This is a genomic window from Endozoicomonas sp., from assembly GCF_965196975.1.
Taxonomy (GTDB): domain Bacteria; phylum Pseudomonadota; class Gammaproteobacteria; order Pseudomonadales; family Endozoicomonadaceae; genus Endozoicomonas.
Genome location: NZ_OZ239981.1, coordinates 2,016,331 through 2,036,463 on the forward strand (window position 1 = coordinate 2,016,331; position 20,133 = coordinate 2,036,463).

General features: G+C 47.0%; 24 protein-coding genes. 13 read left to right on the forward strand and 11 right to left on the reverse strand.

The window, feature by feature from the left end; all coding sequences use genetic code 11:
- Positions 1–41 precede the first annotated feature (41 nt).
- From ACOCLE_RS08925 to ACOCLE_RS08955, 7 genes are all read right to left on the reverse strand, one after another.
- Positions 42–266 (reverse strand): DUF4224 domain-containing protein, encoded by a 225-nt coding sequence (locus ACOCLE_RS08925; protein WP_419536407.1) that lies wholly within the window; start codon positions 264–266, stop codon positions 42–44.
- A gap of 206 nt (positions 267–472) precedes the next feature.
- A complete protein-coding gene (locus tag ACOCLE_RS08930) occupies positions 473–802 on the reverse strand; it encodes a BRO family protein (RefSeq protein WP_419536408.1) in 330 nt (109 codons plus the stop codon).
- Positions 803–859: 57 nt separating this feature from the next.
- The gene (locus ACOCLE_RS08935; protein ID WP_419536409.1) at positions 860–1,315 is read right to left on the reverse strand and encodes a hypothetical protein; all 456 of its coding nucleotides are present in this window, start codon (positions 1,313–1,315) and stop codon (positions 860–862) included.
- A 9-nt stretch (positions 1,316–1,324) separates the two neighbouring features.
- A complete protein-coding gene (locus ACOCLE_RS08940; RefSeq protein ID WP_419536410.1) occupies positions 1,325–1,528 on the reverse strand; it encodes a helix-turn-helix transcriptional regulator in 204 nt (67 codons plus the stop codon).
- 153 nt (positions 1,529–1,681) lie between these two features.
- The gene (locus tag ACOCLE_RS08945; protein WP_419537184.1) at positions 1,682–2,032 is read right to left on the reverse strand and encodes a DUF6387 family protein; all 351 of its coding nucleotides are present in this window, start codon (positions 2,030–2,032) and stop codon (positions 1,682–1,684) included.
- Positions 2,033–2,044: 12 nt separating this feature from the next.
- Positions 2,045–3,325: an ISKra4 family transposase gene (locus ACOCLE_RS08950; protein ID WP_419532972.1), complete on the reverse strand. Its 1,281-nt coding sequence runs from the start codon at positions 3,323–3,325 to the stop codon at positions 2,045–2,047.
- Positions 3,326–3,389: 64 nt separating this feature from the next.
- Positions 3,390–4,106 carry a hypothetical protein gene (locus ACOCLE_RS08955; RefSeq protein ID WP_419536411.1) on the reverse strand — a complete coding sequence of 239 codons (717 nt, stop codon included), beginning with the start codon at positions 4,104–4,106 and terminating at the stop codon, positions 3,390–3,392.
- A 119-nt stretch (positions 4,107–4,225) separates the two neighbouring features.
- Here ACOCLE_RS08955 and ACOCLE_RS08960 point away from each other — a divergent pair, with 119 nt between their 5' ends.
- From ACOCLE_RS08960 to tnpC, 4 genes are all read left to right on the forward strand, one after another.
- The gene (locus ACOCLE_RS08960) at positions 4,226–5,857 is read left to right on the forward strand and encodes an N-6 DNA methylase (protein WP_419536412.1); all 1,632 of its coding nucleotides are present in this window, start codon (positions 4,226–4,228) and stop codon (positions 5,855–5,857) included.
- Positions 5,857–7,155, forward strand: a complete 1,299-nt coding sequence (locus ACOCLE_RS08965; protein WP_419537185.1) for a restriction endonuclease subunit S — start codon at positions 5,857–5,859, stop codon at positions 7,153–7,155. The genes ACOCLE_RS08960 and ACOCLE_RS08965 overlap by 1 nt, the downstream gene beginning before the upstream one ends.
- Positions 7,156–7,177: 22 nt before the next feature.
- On the forward strand, positions 7,178–8,089 hold the full coding sequence (locus tag ACOCLE_RS08970) for a type I restriction endonuclease (RefSeq protein ID WP_419536413.1): 912 nt from the start codon (positions 7,178–7,180) through the stop codon (positions 8,087–8,089).
- Positions 8,090–8,174: 85 nt separating this feature from the next.
- Positions 8,175–9,680 (forward strand): IS66 family transposase, encoded by a 1,506-nt coding sequence (gene tnpC, locus ACOCLE_RS08975; protein ID WP_419532963.1) that lies wholly within the window; start codon positions 8,175–8,177, stop codon positions 9,678–9,680.
- A 155-nt stretch (positions 9,681–9,835) separates the two neighbouring features.
- On the opposite strand, the gene ACOCLE_RS08980 is transcribed toward tnpC, so the two are convergent.
- The 3 genes from ACOCLE_RS08980 to ACOCLE_RS08990 all read right to left on the reverse strand — a co-directional run bounded on the left by ACOCLE_RS08980 (position 9,836) and on the right by ACOCLE_RS08990 (position 14,007).
- Positions 9,836–11,116: an ISKra4 family transposase gene (locus ACOCLE_RS08980; RefSeq protein WP_419532972.1), complete on the reverse strand. Its 1,281-nt coding sequence runs from the start codon at positions 11,114–11,116 to the stop codon at positions 9,836–9,838.
- A 376-nt stretch (positions 11,117–11,492) separates the two neighbouring features.
- Complete coding sequence (locus tag ACOCLE_RS08985) at positions 11,493–12,773, reverse strand: ISKra4 family transposase (RefSeq protein ID WP_419532972.1); 1,281 nt, start codon at positions 12,771–12,773, stop codon at positions 11,493–11,495.
- A gap of 118 nt (positions 12,774–12,891) precedes the next feature.
- The gene (locus ACOCLE_RS08990) at positions 12,892–14,007 is read right to left on the reverse strand and encodes a dual specificity protein phosphatase family protein (protein WP_419536414.1); all 1,116 of its coding nucleotides are present in this window, start codon (positions 14,005–14,007) and stop codon (positions 12,892–12,894) included.
- On the opposite strand from ACOCLE_RS08990, the gene ACOCLE_RS08995 reads away from it, so the two are divergent.
- The 9 genes from ACOCLE_RS08995 (at position 13,992) to ACOCLE_RS09035 (ending at position 19,491) form a co-directional block, all read left to right on the forward strand.
- Entirely contained in the window at positions 13,992–14,414 is a 423-nt protein-coding gene (locus ACOCLE_RS08995) for a hypothetical protein (RefSeq protein WP_419536415.1), read from the forward strand. The genes ACOCLE_RS08990 and ACOCLE_RS08995 overlap by 16 nt on opposite strands.
- A gap of 181 nt (positions 14,415–14,595) precedes the next feature.
- On the forward strand, positions 14,596–15,357 hold the full coding sequence (locus ACOCLE_RS09000) for a hypothetical protein (protein WP_419536416.1): 762 nt from the start codon (positions 14,596–14,598) through the stop codon (positions 15,355–15,357).
- 119 nt (positions 15,358–15,476) lie between these two features.
- Positions 15,477–15,977 carry a GNAT family N-acetyltransferase gene (locus tag ACOCLE_RS09005; protein ID WP_419536417.1) on the forward strand — a complete coding sequence of 167 codons (501 nt, stop codon included), beginning with the start codon at positions 15,477–15,479 and terminating at the stop codon, positions 15,975–15,977.
- 94 nt (positions 15,978–16,071) lie between these two features.
- Positions 16,072–16,380 carry a DUF952 domain-containing protein gene (locus ACOCLE_RS09010; RefSeq protein ID WP_419536418.1) on the forward strand — a complete coding sequence of 103 codons (309 nt, stop codon included), beginning with the start codon at positions 16,072–16,074 and terminating at the stop codon, positions 16,378–16,380.
- Between the two features lie 7 nt (positions 16,381–16,387).
- Entirely contained in the window at positions 16,388–16,735 is a 348-nt protein-coding gene (locus tag ACOCLE_RS09015; RefSeq protein WP_419536419.1) for a hypothetical protein, read from the forward strand.
- Positions 16,736–16,964: 229 nt separating this feature from the next.
- Positions 16,965–17,666, forward strand: a complete 702-nt coding sequence (locus ACOCLE_RS09020; RefSeq protein ID WP_419536420.1) for a class I SAM-dependent methyltransferase — start codon at positions 16,965–16,967, stop codon at positions 17,664–17,666.
- Between the two features lie 45 nt (positions 17,667–17,711).
- Entirely contained in the window at positions 17,712–18,257 is a 546-nt protein-coding gene (locus tag ACOCLE_RS09025; protein WP_419536421.1) for an MOSC domain-containing protein, read from the forward strand.
- A 101-nt stretch (positions 18,258–18,358) separates the two neighbouring features.
- Positions 18,359–19,069: a hypothetical protein gene (locus ACOCLE_RS09030; RefSeq protein ID WP_419536422.1), complete on the forward strand. Its 711-nt coding sequence runs from the start codon at positions 18,359–18,361 to the stop codon at positions 19,067–19,069.
- Positions 19,066–19,491 (forward strand): hypothetical protein, encoded by a 426-nt coding sequence (locus tag ACOCLE_RS09035; RefSeq protein WP_419536423.1) that lies wholly within the window; start codon positions 19,066–19,068, stop codon positions 19,489–19,491. The genes ACOCLE_RS09030 and ACOCLE_RS09035 overlap by 4 nt, the downstream gene beginning before the upstream one ends.
- 46 nt (positions 19,492–19,537) lie before the next feature.
- Here the strand turns inward: ACOCLE_RS09035 and ACOCLE_RS09040 are convergent, their stop codons facing one another.
- Positions 19,538–19,927, reverse strand: coding sequence for a nuclear transport factor 2 family protein (locus ACOCLE_RS09040; protein WP_419536424.1), 390 nt, complete (start codon positions 19,925–19,927; stop codon positions 19,538–19,540).
- Between the last annotated feature and the right edge of the window lie 206 nt (positions 19,928–20,133).

Genomic DNA, 20,133 nt, shown 5'->3' on the forward strand with positions numbered 1-20,133 from the left:
TGGCACATAGATTGTGTACCTATGCTTCACTCCTAATGGTCTTAGCCTTCCATCCAGTCAAAGTTCGGGGCAACCACACCTCGTTCCTCACTTCTCGATCCTGAAAGCACCTGTTCGGCGTGCCTTCGTGACACCAGCACGCGACCTCTCGCATTCTGCGCTGCACGAAAACCCATTTGCTGCAGGGCTCGCAGCTGACAAGTTGGTTTCTGGTATCCGGTAATATCCCTGAGTTCTGACTCATCGAGTAAAAGGGCATCATCCATAATCAAATTTCCCTGTGACCAAGACTTCGTACACTTACACTGTGTGGTATATATAAGAAGTTCCCCGAAATCCGGTCTACTGGGTGCGTGCGCACGCTACGGATACGACCCGGTTTCCAGTCCCTAAACAATGAATAACTACCGATTCCAACCGAATAGAGACCAGATTCCACCTCTTACCGTACCGAATTCCGGGGTTGTAAAAATTAGAATAATAACTGCTGCCTGATGCTGGCCTGCACATGCTGCTTAACGTCTTCTAATAGCCAGCGACCAAATAATTCAGCGTATTGACTTGTCGAATGTGAAACCAAGCGCAGCACGTCGCTTTCAGGGATTACAATCACACGTCGGTCGTTGTTAAGAAACCGGGTTCGTCCCATACACAGCTCATTCAGTGTCCTGTCAGGGTTGATAAACCCCAAAGCCTGTATCACGGATACAGCTTCATAACAGAGCTCACCTGTCTGTAATGACATGATGGCAACATAAACCAGGCCATACTTAGGGTGTTCAAAATAAACCAGCTCATTCATACTTGTTCCTTGTCTGACGACTGTTTCTGACTTGTTCAGGTGGTGCTGGACAAGTCATTATTCAGATGACTCTAAGGGCGGTTTGTATAACGCCCGCTCAATTTTCCATTTCCCAGATGGTACCCGTGTAGCAGCAACATCCAGTTTGCCGCCGCACTCATCAATAGCCAGAAAAGTCAGCGCATAGAGATGAGGCCTGCCCCTGACCATTGCCAGTCCCATTCGGGTCTGCTCAATAAAGCCGTAGTACAGCAGCTCATTTCGGGCACGCTGCAGGGTATCCTTGGAACGCCAGCCCCGCTCTCTCATCACTGACCAGCTCACACACAGGTCGCCGTTGTTTTTAGTTCCACCTCCTTTCTGGAATCTAAGTTGCTCAATCATCTGGACCAGTAGCTTTACGGCATTTCCACTCATCCGCTGGAAGTTACCACTCTGGATCAAAGCATGGGGAATCGCGGCAAAATGCCCGCTCTCCCGCCTTCCTTTTGCCTTCTGCCGATTAAGCGCCATCGCCCACCCTTAACCCTGATCTGCGAGGTCTCTCATCCATTGATAAACGACATCATCAAGCCACAGGGGTATCCTGGAGTTTTTATGCAGATAGATAGGTTTTGGAAAGCGGTTTTGCTTGATCAACCTTTCCAAAGTGGAAGGTGACAAACCGGTGATTTCAACCACCTGGCCTTTTCTGAGGAATACGGGCTGTTTGGATGGGTGTTTCATGGTGCCTCCTGCACTTTGGTTAAGGGTCAGGAGACATCATAGATATCAATCGAAGCTCAATGTAAGGATGACTTTTACAGCAAAAAATCCAGAATATTTTTTCACAGAGAGACTATCCGAAGTTTATTTTCAAAAAAATCATCGGAAATTTTCTTAAGATTCTTCCCTCTCGCTTAAACGATCTTGAAGACCTATTTCGATGATCGCACCCAAAAATTGAGGCTCAAGAACTGCTTCAGCAAAAGGCCTAATACCCATTCGCACCTTATCTCCATCATAACGTCCATCTGGATAAAGTGCTGTTGCATAAACAGAATCAGCTATTTCATAGTCATATAAATCAGCCCAAAGCATCAGGTCAATAAACGGGATAATAGGTAAGTTTTTTAAGTCTTGGATCTTGGTATTAGTTATTTTTTTAGTAGGCTCGGGGACACCAAGTCGCTCCCGATAAGGGGCTAGAGTTTTTTCAAAAGCGGCACTTAACTGGGGTGCTCTCTCAATTTGATAACTGACTCATAGGTTAGCTTCAACCTTTCCAGTCATGAACTCAGACCAAAGTTGTTCCCAGCGCCCCTTACTCTGGATCAGTGCTCTTGTTGTCAAAAGCACTTCCGCTCCTGTTGCTTTCCACCTCATTCCAGAACCACATAATCGTTGCTTTACCAGAGTCTTACAAGCCGCTTCAGTAACTCCTGAACCTATTGGCCAATGGCGTTTAAGCGCCTGATGATAATTCATTAACTGGTGATTGTTTGTAAAATAGCTCACAGCTTTGTAGCGCTTCTCTGTCAGTGCGATTGTCTTTTTCGGGAGCTCGGCTGATTCAATTTCCTGAAGGATTTTTTTGGCTGCTCCACGCTTGTTTTTCAAACTATGTAGCCTGTCTTCAAGCCACTGGTGTCGCTTCGCCTTACTGGTTGGAAACAGTGCTTCCGCTGCTCCAGCTAAATATTCAGATGCATGATAAAAATCGAGTATCTGCCCAGAGGTATGTTGTTTCAAATAACTCCAGTTTTCTCTAGCCCCGTCAGCTACCCCGATGTATGTGGCATTTGGGTAGAGTCGTTTTAGATCTGCAATCTCCTCGTCGAGCTTGCTCATAAAGCTTTGTTTACCATACTCTGGCGAACTGGCTGTATATATCGTGTGGAGCCTGTCTCCATCTGCAGAATATAGGCTCAATGTCCCACACATGGCTTCCCTCCAGCCTTCTTCACAAAGCAGCATGCAGGTTCCATCCAGACCAATGGCTATTGTTTCAACAGGCTCTTTTAGTGGAGGAAGGTGGTAGTGAGTGTCTTGCTGGTCTTCAATTAATGCACCTACTCTGTCCGATAAATGCTTGATATAAGAATTTGAAAGCGTCCTTTGATGGTTGGTCTCAAAATCTTCTTTTACCGCAGGCGCTGGCATCTGGCTGTATTTCCAGGCGATAGACTTGGCAAATTTGGGGGTAGCTGAACCAATAATACCGGCACGAAGATCAAGTGCTGCCAGAGTACTGCCACCTCTGACACCCTGATATACGGAGCGCTCCAAAGGTATACGACCGTATAAGGTTTCATAGTGCTTAAGAACCTTTCCTTTGTAGTTCCACTTCTGCTGATTAACGACGATAGGTTCTTTATTGGGTGATTCAAATAGCCCCAATAACTCTTTTGTTCCAAGCTGCCCGGCTTCATTGAGTGCACGCTGTAAACTATCTTCAAGATTCAGCATGTTGCCTGAATCTATAGAAACTTCAATTTGCAAAACGATGCTTTTGGTAGAGCTGGAAATAACAGAAGCGGGCATGACAGTTAACTATTATGAGTGGTGTTCCCATAGTAGCTGTGAAAATAGAGCACTATTGTTTCAATCATTCAGAGAGAGCACCCCTTAACTGATTGTTAGTTGAATTTAAGTCTACAAGTATCAGCGCTTTGGACTTATGAAAAATACCTTTATAAAGATCATCATATCTAAAAAAACCAGACTCCATGTTAAGTTCATAGCCTCGTTCCAGCCGATCCTCTATAAGCATTGAGCTTATATCATTGGAAGTTGCAGGCCTGACTAAGGTACTTCTGACTGAATTCAGTACAGAGTTATCCCACATGTCAGCAAACACATCATCATCCTTGAGGCGCTCTATCTCTTTATCTTTACCAGTAAAGCTCAATGTTGAAGAAGTGGTTCTGTTCGAATCGTGATCAGCAGTTTGACTTCTAAATAGATCTCGCCATTCATCATATTCGAGACCTACTTCTGAAGGGAAATGTCTTTTAAGAGGATAGTCCTCAATATCCCAAAACTTCTTTCGCTTATCAGCTAAAGAATAGAATGTATTATGAAAAATCCTATGCCGTCGCTTTAGGTCATAGCTTAGTTCATAATTTGAACAGGTTCTCAAATCCTTATACCGGCTCAGATCAAACCACTCCGGTAACTCATGTATCGTTCGTATTTTTGTTTTTTTACTCATACCTGCATCCACTGCACTTATTAAACGACAAAACCAGTATTCCCAAACACACCCAATAAAATCAACCCCACCAGCCTTCACGGTACACCAACACGCCCCAATAAATACCATTAGCCCCTATACCCCTTCTCCCCCCTTTACGGTAACCTAACGCCCAGTATTAATTCACGGGCACAACAACGCGCCAGTGCTCCACCAGCCTAAGCCCTGCCCTGCTACCGGTTATGTCAATGTCACAAAAGCTCACCCTCGAAACCCTGGAAAGCTGGCTGTGGGAATCCGCCAACATCATGCGCGGCTCCATCGACAGTTCAGACTTCAAGAACTATATCTTCGGCCTGATTTTCCTGAAGCGGTATAACGACGTCTTTGAAGAACGGGTCGCCGCCATCATGGCAGAAGAAGACTGTTCCCGTGAAGAAGCCATTGAGGAAGAAAAGGAAGACGGTCGTCACTACGTACCGGAAGAGGCACGCTGGGGTTACATCATCAAGCACACCCAGCATATCGGCGAATACATCGACGAAGCCTTTGCCGAAATCGAAGCCCTGAACCCGTACCTTGAAGGCGTGCTCAACGCTACCCAGTTCGGCGACAAGAAAAAGCTGGGTGACAAACTGCTGGAACGCCTGCTACGCCACTTCAACAAGTACAACCTGGGCAACCACAGCCTGTATAAGTCCGACATGCTGGGTGACGCCTACGAATACCTGATCGGTAAGTTTGCGGACGATGCCGGTAAGAAAGGCGGCGAATTCTATACACCGAAGCCAGTGGTACAGTTGCTGGTGCGCCTGCTCGACCCACAACCGGGCCAGACCGTTTACGACCCCACCTGCGGCTGCGGCGGCATGCTGGTCGAAAGCGCCCATCACGTGGCGGAACTGCCCGGCGGCAAGCTGACCGCCACCACGCCCAACATCTCCCTGTACGGCCAGGAAAAAAACCTGGGCACCTGGGCGATTGGCAAGCTGAACCTGTACCTTCACAACATGGAAGCGTTCCTTGAACGGGGCGATACCTTGGTCAACCCGCTCCATAAAGACGGTGACCGCAGCCTGAAAACCTTTGACCGGGTGATCGCCAATCCGCCATTTTCCGCTAAACAGTGGTGGACACCGCTGGAAGTGAACCTGCAAACCAAAATCGGTAAAGACGGTAAAGAAAAGGAGGTTGCTCCCAATTACAAAAAAGATCTGAATGATCCCTATGGGCGTCTTGCTTATGGTATCCCGCCACGGGGTTATGCGGACCTGGCGTTCGTCCAGCACATGCTGGCCAGCCTGAAAGACAACGGTCGTTTGGGCGTGGTACTGCCCCACGGTGTCCTGTTCCGTGGCGGCGAGGAAGGGAAAATCCGTACCGGCCTGCTGGCGGGCAACAGCAAACTGCCCGGCGACCGGATTGAAGCAGTCATCGGCCTGCCCGCCGCACTGTTCTACAACACCGGTATTCCCGCCTGTATCCTGGTCATCAACAAGCAGAAACCGGCGGCGCTGAAGAACAAGGTGATCTTTATCGACGCCAGCCGTGAATTCCACGAAGGCAAGAACCAGAACAGTCTGCGCCCGCAGGATATCGACCATATTCATACGGCTTACACAGCAGTGGTCGAACAGCAGTCCGATAAAGACAAATATTGTCGTGTGGTTGATATGGACGAGATCGCCACCAACGATTACAACCTGAACATTGCCCGCTATATCGACACATCTGAACCGGAAGATCAGGTGGATATTCCCGCTGTGCTGGCGGAACTTGCTGATCTGGATCGGCAGATGGCGACGGTGGATGATGAGCTGAATGGCCACCTGAAAGAGTTGGGTCTGCTGGCTGCGCCTGAAGCGGCGGAGGTGGCGTGATGGTATCTACGCTGCCTAGAGGATACAAAGAGAGCCCCATTGGCTCAATTCCGGCTGAGTGGGAATGTTTGCCGTTCAAATCTGGTTTAGCATGCAAACCTGAATATGGAGCAAATGCTTCTGCCGTAGAACCTAGCGACGATGATTTTATTCGGTATATTCGGATAACTGATATAAATGACAATGGAACTTTAACGACAGACACTTGCAAGGCACTGCCTGAAAACGAGGCTCATGACTATATGCTCCAAGACGGAGATATAGTCATTGCTAGAACAGGTAATACCGTTGGTAAGTCATTATTGTTTACTCCTAACATGGGGCGTTGCGCATTTGCAGGCTACTTGATCAAGTTCAAATTAGATCAAGAAAAACTAGAGCCTAGATTTGCAATACAATATTTACGGTGTGACATATTCTGGAACTGGATCAAAGCGTCCATCAAAGTCGGCGCACAGCCAAATATTAATTCTCAGCAATACCAAGCGCTACCTGTAGCCTTCCCCCCACTCCCCGAACAGAAAAAAATCGCCAGCATCCTGTCCGCCGTCGATAACAAGCTGGACCTGATCGACCGGAAAATCACCGCTACTCGCACCCTGAAGAAAGGGCTGATGCAACGACTCTTTTCTCAGGGCGTCGGCACTCAGGATGCGGACGGTCACTGGCAGCCTCATAACGAGTATAAGGATAGCGAGCTTGGGCGGATTCCAGCTGGGTGGGAAGTAAAAACCTTTGATGACGCTCTACAGATGATAGAAAGACCAGTAGGCATGGAAGATACAAGCGAATACCAGCTTGTAACAGTGAAACGGCGATATGGAGGTGTAGTTAAAAGATCTCGCCTGGAAGGAAAGGACATAAAAGTAAAAAGCCAGTACTTTTTGAAAGAAGGGGACTTTCTTATTTCAAAGCGACAGATCGTACATGGCGCTTGTGGTCTAGTTGGTACGCACTTAAGTGGTGCTATAGTTTCAAACGAATACCACACTTTCAAAAGCAAAGATGGTTATTTTTTGCCATATATTAATCGATTAGTTCAAACACCTCACTATCTCAAAACGTTCTTGCTCGCCAGCATAGGCGTACATATAGAAAAAATGTTGTTTAAGTATGATCAATGGGCAAAATTTCAAATACCTGTGCCACCGCTCGATGAGCAGCAACAGATCGTCCACATATTCAGCTCACTTGACAACAAGATTGGTCGTTTAGAAGAGCAGAAAACAAGCTATCAACAACTCAAAAAAGGCCTTATGCAAAAACTGCTGACCGGCCAGTGGCGTGTCAACGTCTGATATCGGAAATAATAATATGACCATGGAAACAGCGGCTGGCGATCAGATTGGCACTTTCTCCAATCAACCCGAACTGGACGGCGTTGAACGTCCCGCTATCCGCTGGCTGGAAGCTCTTGGCTATACCCATCTGCCCGGCAGTGAAGTCGGCCAGCAGCAGGAACACCGGCATTTGCCACCCTTGTTGACCGATATCCTGCGTGACCGGCTGCTCCACCTGAACCCGTGGCTGGCAGACGTCAGCGGCGGTGTGGAAACGGCGCTGCGGGAAGTTCGTCAGTTCGGCGCGGGGTTTGCCTCTGCAGCTTTTTCTTCCGAGCCGCTCATGACCGCCAACGAAGCGTTCTGGCAGAACGTCGTCCACCAGGGCAACCTTCAGGTGAAAGACGAACAGGGGCGTCTACGCAGCCTGCGGTTCTTTAATCCAGACAAGGTCAGTGACAACCGCTTCCATGTGGTTGATCAGTACGTCGGCAGCAACAGCGAGGGCGATCTGTTCCGGCCTGACCTGCTGCTGTTCGTCAACGGCATCCCGCTGGCGGTGATCGAGTGTAAGGCCAGCCATGTGAAAGTCAGCCAGGGCATTCGCCAATTGCTGGCCTACCAGAACAGCCATCCCCGCCATTTTCTCTATAACCAGGTCTGTGTCGCCATCAACCGCAATGAGGCGCTGTACGGGGCGATCTTTACGCCGGAAGCCTTCTACCTGCGTTATCGGCTGGAACCGGCTGAGGAAGCCTCTCTTGTAGAGAAAGCCGCCTTGCGCAGTGACGCACTGACCGAGCAGGACCGGTTGTTGTGGGCGTTGTTTGAACCGTCCCGGTTTCTGCAACTGGTCACCCATTTTGTCCTGTTTGAACTGGACGATGGCCGCACCATCAAAAAACTGCCCCGTTACCAGCAGTGGCGGGCGGTCTGTAAAACCCTGACGTAACTATTCAGCACCCTTCATATAAATCTGGAATTTTCTGATTTTTCGACCATCATCTTATACTCAATTTTTCTAACAAATCTCCAGTATGGAACCAGACTTCCCAGCTACTCCGTTTACCGAAGCTCTCCTTAAAGAGAATGAAGAGCTTCGGACCGAGAATGCGCTTTTACGGGAACGTTGCAGCGAACTGGAAGAAAGGGTTAATAAAAACAGTCAAAACAGTAGTAAGCCACCATCGTCAGATGGTTATCAAAAGCCCAGTAAAAAAGGGAGTGATAAAGGTGATACATCTTCCAAAGAAGCCCCCTGCTCCTCACAGGAAACACCGAACCCCAAAAGCCTTAGACCATCTTCAGGCAATAAACCAGGTGGCCAGAAAGGTCATCAAGGCTCTTGTTTGAGACGTGTCGCCTTACCCGATTATGTCAGGCATCTGAAGGTTGAAAAATGTTGCTGTTGCCAGTCTTCGCTTATCGATATTAAACCCACCAAATACATTGAGCGACAGGTTTTTGATCCAGGTAGACCCGGAGAATTTGAAGTTACCGCGTACTGGGCAGACGTTAAAGTATGTCCTTGTGGTAAACGGAACACCGCTGAGTTTCCCCAAGGAGTGAAAGCCGCTGCTCAATACGGAGAAGTGACTCAGGCAATGGCTGTTCATTTAAACCAGTATCACTTCATCCCATATCACCGGGTGTCTGAGTATTTCAATACTATTTATTGCATGAGTGTCAGCGCAGGCTCTGTTGCCAATTTTGTTGCCTATACCCATGAGAACCTGGCCTCTACTGAGCAGAGTATCCGCGATGCTTTACAAGAAAGTCCGGTTGCAGGAGCGGATGAAACTGGCATGCGGGTTGACGGTTCACTGTGGTGGTTACACATTATGCGAGATGACCAATGGACGCTTTACTACCTCTCAGAAAGGCGAGGTTGTGAAGCAATGGATGCAATGGGCATCCTGCTGACTTTTGCAGGCATTCTGGTTCACGATCATTGGAAGTCCTACTTTGCCTATGCGGCAGTGCATGTGCTTTGTAATGCCCATCATCTGAGAGAGCTTCAGGGAGTTGTCGATAGGGATGCGAATAAGCTGGCTCTGCGGCTGATGAAATTGCTTACGCTCTCCTGGCACTTCTGCAAGAAATACAAAGCAGCCGGTCTGACTCAAATGCCTGGTGCAATACAGCTTCGCATTGAGACGATATACGACCAAATCCTTCAAAGGGCTCTCACGAAGGAAACCGCTTATATGGAAAAACAACGACAGGTGCTTGGACGTAAGAAGGTCAGGAATACCAAGGCCTACAACCTGTTCAAAAGGCTTATTGAGTTTAAGGTTGAAACGTTGCGCTTCATGTCGGACTTTTCAATTCCCTTCGATAACAATGGCAGTGAACGTGATGCCAGGATGGCCAAACTTAAGCAGAAGATCTCAGGCTGCTTCAGAAGCGAAGACGGAGGTACCATGTTTACCCGAATCCGAAGCTATTTATCATCTGCTAAAAAGCAGGGGTTGAACATATTTCAGGCGCTTCTTAAAGCGGTTCGAAATTACAACAATACGCCTTTGCTGGGTGCTGAATAGTTACGGTTCTGAATGATCTTGCTGAGGATCTGGAAATTGTCTACATGACCAAGCGGCTATAACCTGCGAAGACAACTCTAACTCATGGAGAGTGACAAAGTCCTGAGAAAAAGCTGCCAGTCCATAGGGGGTGCTCTCTCAATTTGATAACTGACTCATAGGTTAGCTTCAACCTTTCCAGTCATGAACTCAGACCAAAGTTGTTCCCAGCGCCCCTTACTCTGGATCAGTGCTCTTGTTGTCAAAAGCACTTCCGCTCCTGTTGCTTTCCACCTCATTCCAGAACCACATAATCGTTGCTTTACCAGAGTCTTACAAGCCGCTTCAGTAACTCCTGAACCTATTGGCCAATGGCGTTTAAGCGCCTGATGATAATTCATTAACTGGTGATTGTTTGTAAAATAGCTCACAGCTTTGTAGCGCTTCTCTGTCAGTGCGATTGTCTTTTTCGGGAGCTCGGCTGATTCAATTTCCTGAAGGATTTTTTTGGCTGCTCCACGCTTGTTTTTCAAACTATGTAGCCTGTCTTCAAGCCACTGGTGTCGCTTCGCCTTACTGGTTGGAAACAGTGCTTCCGCTGCTCCAGCTAAATATTCAGATGCATGATAAAAATCGAGTATCTGCCCAGAGGTATGTTGTTTCAAATAACTCCAGTTTTCTCTAGCCCCGTCAGCTACCCCGATGTATGTGGCATTTGGGTAGAGTCGTTTTAGATCTGCAATCTCCTCGTCGAGCTTGCTCATAAAGCTTTGTTTACCATACTCTGGCGAACTGGCTGTATATATCGTGTGGAGCCTGTCTCCATCTGCAGAATATAGGCTCAATGTCCCACACATGGCTTCCCTCCAGCCTTCTTCACAAAGCAGCATGCAGGTTCCATCCAGACCAATGGCTATTGTTTCAACAGGCTCTTTTAGTGGAGGAAGGTGGTAGTGAGTGTCTTGCTGGTCTTCAATTAATGCACCTACTCTGTCCGATAAATGCTTGATATAAGAATTTGAAAGCGTCCTTTGATGGTTGGTCTCAAAATCTTCTTTTACCGCAGGCGCTGGCATCTGGCTGTATTTCCAGGCGATAGACTTGGCAAATTTGGGGGTAGCTGAACCAATAATACCGGCACGAAGATCAAGTGCTGCCAGAGTACTGCCACCTCTGACACCCTGATATACGGAGCGCTCCAAAGGTATACGACCGTATAAGGTTTCATAGTGCTTAAGAACCTTTCCTTTGTAGTTCCACTTCTGCTGATTAACGACGATAGGTTCTTTATTGGGTGATTCAAATAGCCCCAATAACTCTTTTGTTCCAAGCTGCCCGGCTTCATTGAGTGCACGCTGTAAACTATCTTCAAGATTCAGCATGTTGCCTGAATCTATAGAAACTTCAATTTGCAAAACGATGCTTTTGGTAGAGCTGGAAATAACAGAAGCGGGCATGACAGTTAACTATTATGAGTGGTGTTCCCATAGTAGCTGTGAAAATAGAGCACTATTGTTTCAATCATTCAGAGAGAGCACCCTCCATAGGGTATAACCATGCAGGTTCAAAATAACTTGAACCAAGCCGATGGAAAGGCATTGTCAGTGAAGTAACAGATAACGTATAAAAGCACTGGATAAATCAATGCTGAATCATGCGTTAAAAAATATGTCTCAATGAAAAGAATGGGACATGTAATGAATTATAGAAGTTCAGACCTGCCCCGTTAATTTAATGCACCTGCAAAATAACCAGTACAGCATTAATGTTATCGTTTGTCGTCTCCTTCCCTGAAATGGTCAGGAGGGGTGCTCTCTCAATTTGATAACTGACTCATAGGTTAGCTTCAACCTTTCCAGTCATGAACTCAGACCAAAGTTGTTCCCAGCGCCCCTTACTCTGGATCAGTGCTCTTGTTGTCAAAAGCACTTCCGCTCCTGTTGCTTTCCACCTCATTCCAGAACCACATAATCGTTGCTTTACCAGAGTCTTACAAGCCGCTTCAGTAACTCCTGAACCTATTGGCCAATGGCGTTTAAGCGCCTGATGATAATTCATTAACTGGTGATTGTTTGTAAAATAGCTCACAGCTTTGTAGCGCTTCTCTGTCAGTGCGATTGTCTTTTTCGGGAGCTCGGCTGATTCAATTTCCTGAAGGATTTTTTTGGCTGCTCCACGCTTGTTTTTCAAACTATGTAGCCTGTCTTCAAGCCACTGGTGTCGCTTCGCCTTACTGGTTGGAAACAGTGCTTCCGCTGCTCCAGCTAAATATTCAGATGCATGATAAAAATCGAGTATCTGCCCAGAGGTATGTTGTTTCAAATAACTCCAGTTTTCTCTAGCCCCGTCAGCTACCCCGATGTATGTGGCATTTGGGTAGAGTCGTTTTAGATCTGCAATCTCCTCGTCGAGCTTGCTCATAAAGCTTTGTTTACCATACTCTGGCGAACTGGCTGTATATATCGTGTGGAGCCTGTCTCCATCTGCAGAATATAGGCTCAATGTCCCACACATGGCTTCCCTCCAGCCTTCTTCACAAAGCAGCATGCAGGTTCCATCCAGACCAATGGCTATTGTTTCAACAGGCTCTTTTAGTGGAGGAAGGTGGTAGTGAGTGTCTTGCTGGTCTTCAATTAATGCACCTACTCTGTCCGATAAATGCTTGATATAAGAATTTGAAAGCGTCCTTTGATGGTTGGTCTCAAAATCTTCTTTTACCGCAGGCGCTGGCATCTGGCTGTATTTCCAGGCGATAGACTTGGCAAATTTGGGGGTAGCTGAACCAATAATACCGGCACGAAGATCAAGTGCTGCCAGAGTACTGCCACCTCTGACACCCTGATATACGGAGCGCTCCAAAGGTATACGACCGTATAAGGTTTCATAGTGCTTAAGAACCTTTCCTTTGTAGTTCCACTTCTGCTGATTAACGACGATAGGTTCTTTATTGGGTGATTCAAATAGCCCCAATAACTCTTTTGTTCCAAGCTGCCCGGCTTCATTGAGTGCACGCTGTAAACTATCTTCAAGATTCAGCATGTTGCCTGAATCTATAGAAACTTCAATTTGCAAAACGATGCTTTTGGTAGAGCTGGAAATAACAGAAGCGGGCATGACAGTTAACTATTATGAGTGGTGTTCCCATAGTAGCTGTGAAAATAGAGCACTATTGTTTCAATCATTCAGAGAGAGCACCCGTCAGGAGTACTGTTAACACTTAAACCCCGGTAAATCACCCGGGAAATAAGCTCATTAGCTGTTGTTCAAATTTGCATTTCAGAACTGGGCGTTTGTCCTGAATCAGTGCCTTTGCCTCACTGAAAGTACAGCCGTACTCTTTACAAAAAAACCATATTAACACAGCAACACTTCGTGATTGCCCATTAAGACAATGCACATAGATTTTTTGTTGTTGAGAAATTGCGTTTTGTAACTTGCCCCTTATCTTTGGAAGGGCGCGCAGCAGCTGATCCCAGGAACGTGGATCATCATTGACAGAAACACGGTGGACATGATCATCAGAGGTTTTAACCCGGTTTTCAGCCCGATAGTCCTCTCCTGATAGATTAATGATCAAGTCACAATCACTCAAGTCATGAGGATAACCTTCATCATTACTCAGTCCCCCCAAATAGAGTCTGGCATGAGTATCACACGGAGTACCTATTCGAGACATTTTCCCAAACTCATGCCAATACGCTGCATCGTCATGTGTCAGGTTAGGTCTGGGTGAAGCGGGAATATGCAAATCCCGACGCTGGAATGGTCTGGGATTATCGCCATCCAAGCTCATGCGCGATAGCCGACTGGACAGCGAGGCCTGATTCGTTTGTCCTCTCATCGACGGTCTTCTGGGTGCTGCTTCCTCACGGGAAAAACCTGCTGCTCCTTGAACTGTAGTCATTGCTGGAGCTGGGGCATGAGCATAAGTAGGAACGAGTGCAGAAGTATGAGCTGTATCTCGAGCGGAAACTGGGGCAGGAGGAATGCTGTTTATGCACTCATCAGCCATGAAAGAATCTACTAAATCAAACGCCTTTAAAGCTTCTATAACATCACGATGTTCTTGTGGGTTGGTTTGACCAGATGTTGCTGCATTCAGCATAAAATCCAAGTAAAATTCTTTTTTAGTTTGCTCTGTTTTCAACCAGTTTTTTTCCAGACGATTAAATATATTATCTTTGCCAACGAAGTCATTTCCCCTCAGCTTATTTATAAAAACCAGGGCTTTGATGAAAGATTCAGCATCAGATTGTTCATTTTTTGTGTAGCTAAAAATCACACCCATTTTTAAACATCGCATCACAGCATATTTACTGGAAGCACTGGCCCTTGAAAGACCGGCCATTAACCATCGCGTTTTTCTTTGGTGTGCTGCCATTGTTCTATACCCTGACGGGCGGTTTGCCCAAATGGGTGCTGGGGGCAGAGTATCTCCCCCGACAGGTTGCCCGTGACTGGAGCCGTTTTGGTCGCAAGAAAGCGTATATAGCTGATCTTGATGGACGGCCATTACGGGAGGGGTTCCGGGGGTTTACCGGGAAGATGCGCTTTTATGGTATGGCCGACGATCGACGTTTTGCCCCACCCACCGCAGTTTATCAGCTTCAGAGTCTGTTCAGTAATGCGGACAGCCATGTAAAAATCCTGAATCCCAGGGATTACCAGATGAAGTCCATTGACCACTTTGGTTTTTTCAAAAAAAGCATGAACCGACAGGCATGGCAGGAAAGCGCCGAGTGGTTAAGGGGTTGAGGGCGTCTGCGAGATCATTTTTTAACCACAAAGACACAGAGGCACAAAGAAAAACTTTTAAGCTTTTGTCTTTGTGGTTAAAAAAATAGAGTAAATAACCAGCAAATACTCTGAGTTTTTATCCATTCACCGTATGATCCAATCTACTTTTTCTTAGAATATCTTATTGAGACTAATAACAATGAATAAACAATGTGCTCTGGTCGCTTGTGCGGTATTACTGTCAGGGTGCGCGGCACAACAGCCGCTGGTAAAGGATGTATTGGCTAACGATGACCGTTATATGCAGGACAACCTATCCGTGCACAATATTCCTCAGGAAGTCCAACAGGCGCTTGGGGAACTGACTGAGGGGCGCGTGATCCGGACGGTGGATATTGAGAAAACCATGATCAATATCGAGGATGGCAAAGAAAGCGCATTTGCTAAAGAAGAAACCGTCTATGTGCTGGATAATGGTCTGACCCGAGCGGTCATAAAAGACGTGAATAACGACATACATTTCCTCTCAGAGTACACCCTGGGCTATTACGGTCTTTTCGACCTGATATATCACGATTTGATCACGTCGAGGGAAAGAATGGAGCCACCCAAAACCATCACTTCTTTCTCAGAGACCAGCAGCAGCGTCGGGAAAATCAGTGAGAATACCGAATACACATTCCGATATACGGTAGACAGCCATCAGGTGGGTAGTTATGAGGAAGGGTTACGCTGCAGCACCGGTGATGCTTTCCCAGCCAGTGAGTACAACCCCCTGTTCAGTGGCAACGCACTGTACATTGACTGTAATTACACCGGTACCAATGGCCAGATATGGCTAAAAACCCGGTCGATATATCTGGCAGAGTTGGATATTGCCCAGAAGATTTCTACCTCGGCTTCGAAGCGAAAAAGAGAGTGGAGATTTACCAATATTCGGGTGCAATCAATGGCTGACTGAGCACATTAAGATGTACATAGACAGCCACTGTTAATCAAGGACATGGTTATGCCACTGACTATACCGTAAAATTTTGAACAGTGGCGCTCTCTTATAAACGATAAACTTCAGAACCGTTAATGACCATTCAAATCCGACACAGCAAAGTTCATGATATCCCACAAATTCGAGTTCTCTATGCCGAAAAAGGAGCATACAGCAATACCTTGCAACTGCCTTACCCTTCCCTGGAAAAATGGCAGAATTTTCTAGACAAGGAGAACCCGAATTTCATCAGCCTGGTAGCCATTGATCAGGATCAGGTGCTGGGACAGATCGGGATGGAGGTCTTTAGCAATCCTCGTCGCCGACATGTGGCCAATGTCGGCATGGCAGTGCGCACGGATGCCCAGGGACAGGGAATTGGCAGTCAGCTGCTGGAAGCCGTTATTGATCTGGCCGAGAATTGGATGGCCATTCGCCGAATCGAGCTGGAAGTGTATACGGATAACGCGGCAGGCATAGCCCTTTATAAAAAATTCGGTTTTGAGATTGAAGGTACTGCCAGGGATTATGCTTTCCGTAATGGTCGTTATGAGGATGTCTACCTGATGGCCAGGATCTGCGGAAGCACTCAGTAGTTATTACTGCAGAGACATAACGTCACTTGCGAAGAGCAGCTATCTTTGCCCTATTCTTGCCAATTGGCTCTTTTGTTTATCATCAGGACTGGATATGAGTGATGCAGTTTATAAAGTACTGACAAAAGCACAATGGTCAGCACTGGACAATGACGGTGAATTTACCGGTTCACAAGATGACCTTGAAGATGGTTTTATTCACCTTTCAACCAGAGAGCAATACAACGGAGTCATTGACCGGTTTTTCAAGGGAATAAAGCCGCTCTATATCGTGGAGTTTGCTGCAGCAGACTTTGGTGATGCACTGAAGTGGGAACCTGCGAAATCCGGTGAGCTGTTCCCACACGTCTATAATCGTCCATTAAAGCAAACTGAGATATTGGGTGTTGAGGTACTGGAATAGTATGGGTTTGTGCAGAACACTTTCTGGTTTATTACTGCTGTTTGTGCTCTCTGGTTGTACACTCAATCAGCAACAGGGTGATTATCAGATTATTCATGAAGGAAAAATATCAGGTTATGCCTACCACGATTATGCCCTGAAACTGGCCAGAAATGACCGGCTGACCATTGATATCAATACACCAGCACTGGATGTCATCATTGTTGCGCCGGTTGAAGCAGCTCTTGAAAATAACCAGCCATTTACTGTACTGACCAATGATGAGTATACCCTGCGGGTTCTGATGCCCAGGGCCTTTGCCCGAAGGAATGAAACCTTCCAGTACCAGTTATCCATTACGATCGACCGGAATTAATTGATGGCCATCAGTAGGGTGACTTCGTCTTACGACTCTTTATTGACCACAAAGGCACAGAGACACGAAGAAAAGATATTCTTTTCTCTTGGTGTCTCTGTGCCTTTGTGGTGAACAGATCATCATCATTCATAGACACCCCTTTACTTCAACAACCGTAAATTCCCCCATTCTCCCGCTTTTTTATTGGCGATATTATTTCAAGCCATTAAACCATTATGAGTTTGTTATGAGCGCTCCCATGTACAGCCAGTACGCCAATGAGTATGCAAAGGCGATTACCGATAATGTTTATAATGCACTGCTTGAGCGCCCATCCATGCTGGCCATGCTGCCTGAGTTAGAGGAAAAGACGATTCTTGACCTGGGTTGTGGGCCAGGCGCCTATGTGGAGCACTTTCTCAGTCAGGGTGCCCGTGTTACCGCCAGCGATATTTCTCCGGAAATGGTGCAGATCGTTCAGAAACGGTTTGGTGATGAGGTTACTGCTTATGTGGCGGATTTAAGCCATGGCCTTCCGAATGAGCAGGATGCATCCTACGACCTGATCGTCTGCCCACTGACCATTCATTACATTGAAGATCTGACGCCTCTCTTTACTGATGCCCGGCGGGTACTGAAACCGGGTGGTTCATTTTTCTTTTCAACCCATCATCCCATTGTTGACTTTGAAGTGTCTCCCTCTGGCAACTACTTCTCCCGTGAATTGATTGTTGAAGAGTGGGACACCATTGGTCACCCGGTTCAGGTTCAGTTTTACCGACGTTCCCTGACTGAGCTGTTTACGGCTATTGCCCATGCAGGCCTGTGTGTTGCCAACCTGAGTGAGGGCTGCCCAGCTGAAGCCATGAAAGAGGTCTCACCGGAGTCTTACGAGCATCTGTCCAGGAACCCGAATTTTCTATTTGTAGAATGCAAAGCCATAAGCTGAAGCCGTTTTTTTAAACATAAAACGATCAACACGGAGCAGTCACTTTTGGACGCCATTGTCACCGCTGTCAGTCGCAGTGCTGAACACAATTTCAGTAAACAGAACCAGCCATCCATTACTCTGATCGAAGGTGTGGGGGTGGAAGGTGATGCCCATGCTGGCAAAACCATCAAGCACCTCTACCTGTTAAAGAAGGACCCATCACGCCCTAACCTGCGTCAGGTACACCTGATTGAGACCGAGCTGTTTGACGAGTTACTGGAAAAAGGCTTTACCGTGAAGGCTGGAGAACTGGGTGAGAATATCAATACCCGGGGCATCAATCTGCTCGGCCTGCCCACTGGCACCCGCCTATTCATTGGAAACAGTGTCGTTATTGAGCTGACCGCTTTGCGTAACCCCTGTGTGCAGATCGATCATTTTCAGAAAGGCCTGCTTAAGGCCGTGATTGATCGAGACGAGGATGGCAAGGTGATCCGCAAAACCGGTGTTATGGGCATTGTTGTTGCTGGCGGAAAGGTGATGCCAGAAGACAGCATTCGCATTGAACTCCCGGCGGAACCCCACCAGCCACTGGAGTATGTCTGGTAATCATGATCCATTTAACAGGTGAGTTGGCCTCTTCTCACCGGTATGATGCACTAAAGAGCCTAAGGACAGGCAAAAAACGAAGACTCCACTGAATAACAATGATGAAACCAATTAACGAAGTATTGAAAGAGTCACTCTTTTTCTTCAAAACCAACCTTCGCAGCATCTGTGCTGTGGTACTGCCGGTTATTATTCCGCTGGAAATATTCTATGGCATCTGTGACGCGCTTTATCAGAAGGGCGATGATTCCATTTTATGGCTGTCCTCTGGTGTCGGGCTACTGCTGATGCCTGTTTACCAGGGTGCGCTGATCCTCTCTCTGGCTTCCGTACTGACGGATGAATATCTTCCTGTTAAAACCTGCTATCAACGGGCTCTGAAATACTGGCTACCATTGATGGCCGTCTATATCCTGTCTTCACTTGCCATAGCCACCGGATTTCTATTGCTGATTATTCCCGGCCTGATGGTGATGGGCAGATTGGCTTTTGCCGAATTTTACTGTCTTCTCCACAACAAAAGTGGTTATGAAGCTTTATGGGACAGCTGGCAAAACAGTCGCAAGGAACAGTGGCAACTGCTGGGTGGGCTAATACTTATTCCTGTGGCGATTGTTATTCCATTATTACTGCTGGAGTCCTTTCTTAACCTGCTCGGTCTTGCTGGCCCTGTATTCACTTTTGTTTCAGGCATTCTCAGCTCTATAGGGTTCACTCTGTCAACCGTCTTTGTATTCAGAATGTACACCCTTGATCCAGAGCGATATTCTGCCCAAGCAGCCCCTGAAGACAATCAAGGCTTAATAGAATGACCTATGGAAAGTCGCTGTTACTGTCATTACTGTTTTTTTTCTCATACTCGGCAACAGCCAGTGAGTTAAAACCGTTTGCCAGTGATGGCTGCAGCTTATTTCCTGATGGCTCTTATGCCGAACCTGATCGATGGTTGCACTGCTGTGTCGGGCACGACCTGGCCTACTGGAAAGGTGGCACCTCGAACCAACGACAGTATTCAGACCAGATATTACGTCAGTGTGTCCGTGACGCAGGACACCCCTGGATTGGTGCTGTGATGTATGCCGGTGTTCGACTGGGTGGTAGCCCATTATGGCCCACACCATTTCGATGGGGGTTTGGTTGGGACTACCCACGTTTCTATGGTCCTTTGTCCAGAGAAGAGCTGGATCAGGTCGAAGCACAAACACAAGAAATAGGGACAATGGGAAAGGAGTAAATTTCATGTATTCCCATTGTTAGCCAGCCCCTTCTGCTGAAAACTTTCAGCCAGCTGGGACGAATGAGTGATGCCGGTGGCGAATCAACCAGGCGCCGTTATGGTTTTCCAGAAAAAGAGTTAACCGTTTCATGGGCTCACCGCTGCCCTCTGCTTTGTGAGTCAGGCAGAGACAGGCTGCGGTTCCATAGACATATACGGTATAGTGCTCTTCGCTTTTTGATGCAGACTCATGATCCTTGAAATAGTCTTTCCAGTGACGTTCCAGCTCCGACTTATTGTCGATATCCGCATAAAAGCCAAAGCTGCAGATATCCTCATCCACAACGAATTTAGCCATTGCCTTACTGATGTCTTTTTCTTTAAATGCCTGACCCATTTCATGAATCAGTTGCTTGAAGGGAGCCAGTGCTTCCCCGGTCACCTGTGTGGTCATGTTAATGTTCTTCCAAACCGCTGATATTGGCGAGTACAGTATAGGTAAGATATTGTTACGCGATGTGCGACTTTGTCTGAAACTATCTCAAATTACTAGCCCGGATATTTCATAAACTGCCCCGAATCTCGGGCAGGACTTTGTCGCCCTAAGGGATTTTGTGAGGGAGTGCCGTACCGGGGAGTACGGTCGACCGAGCAAAACTC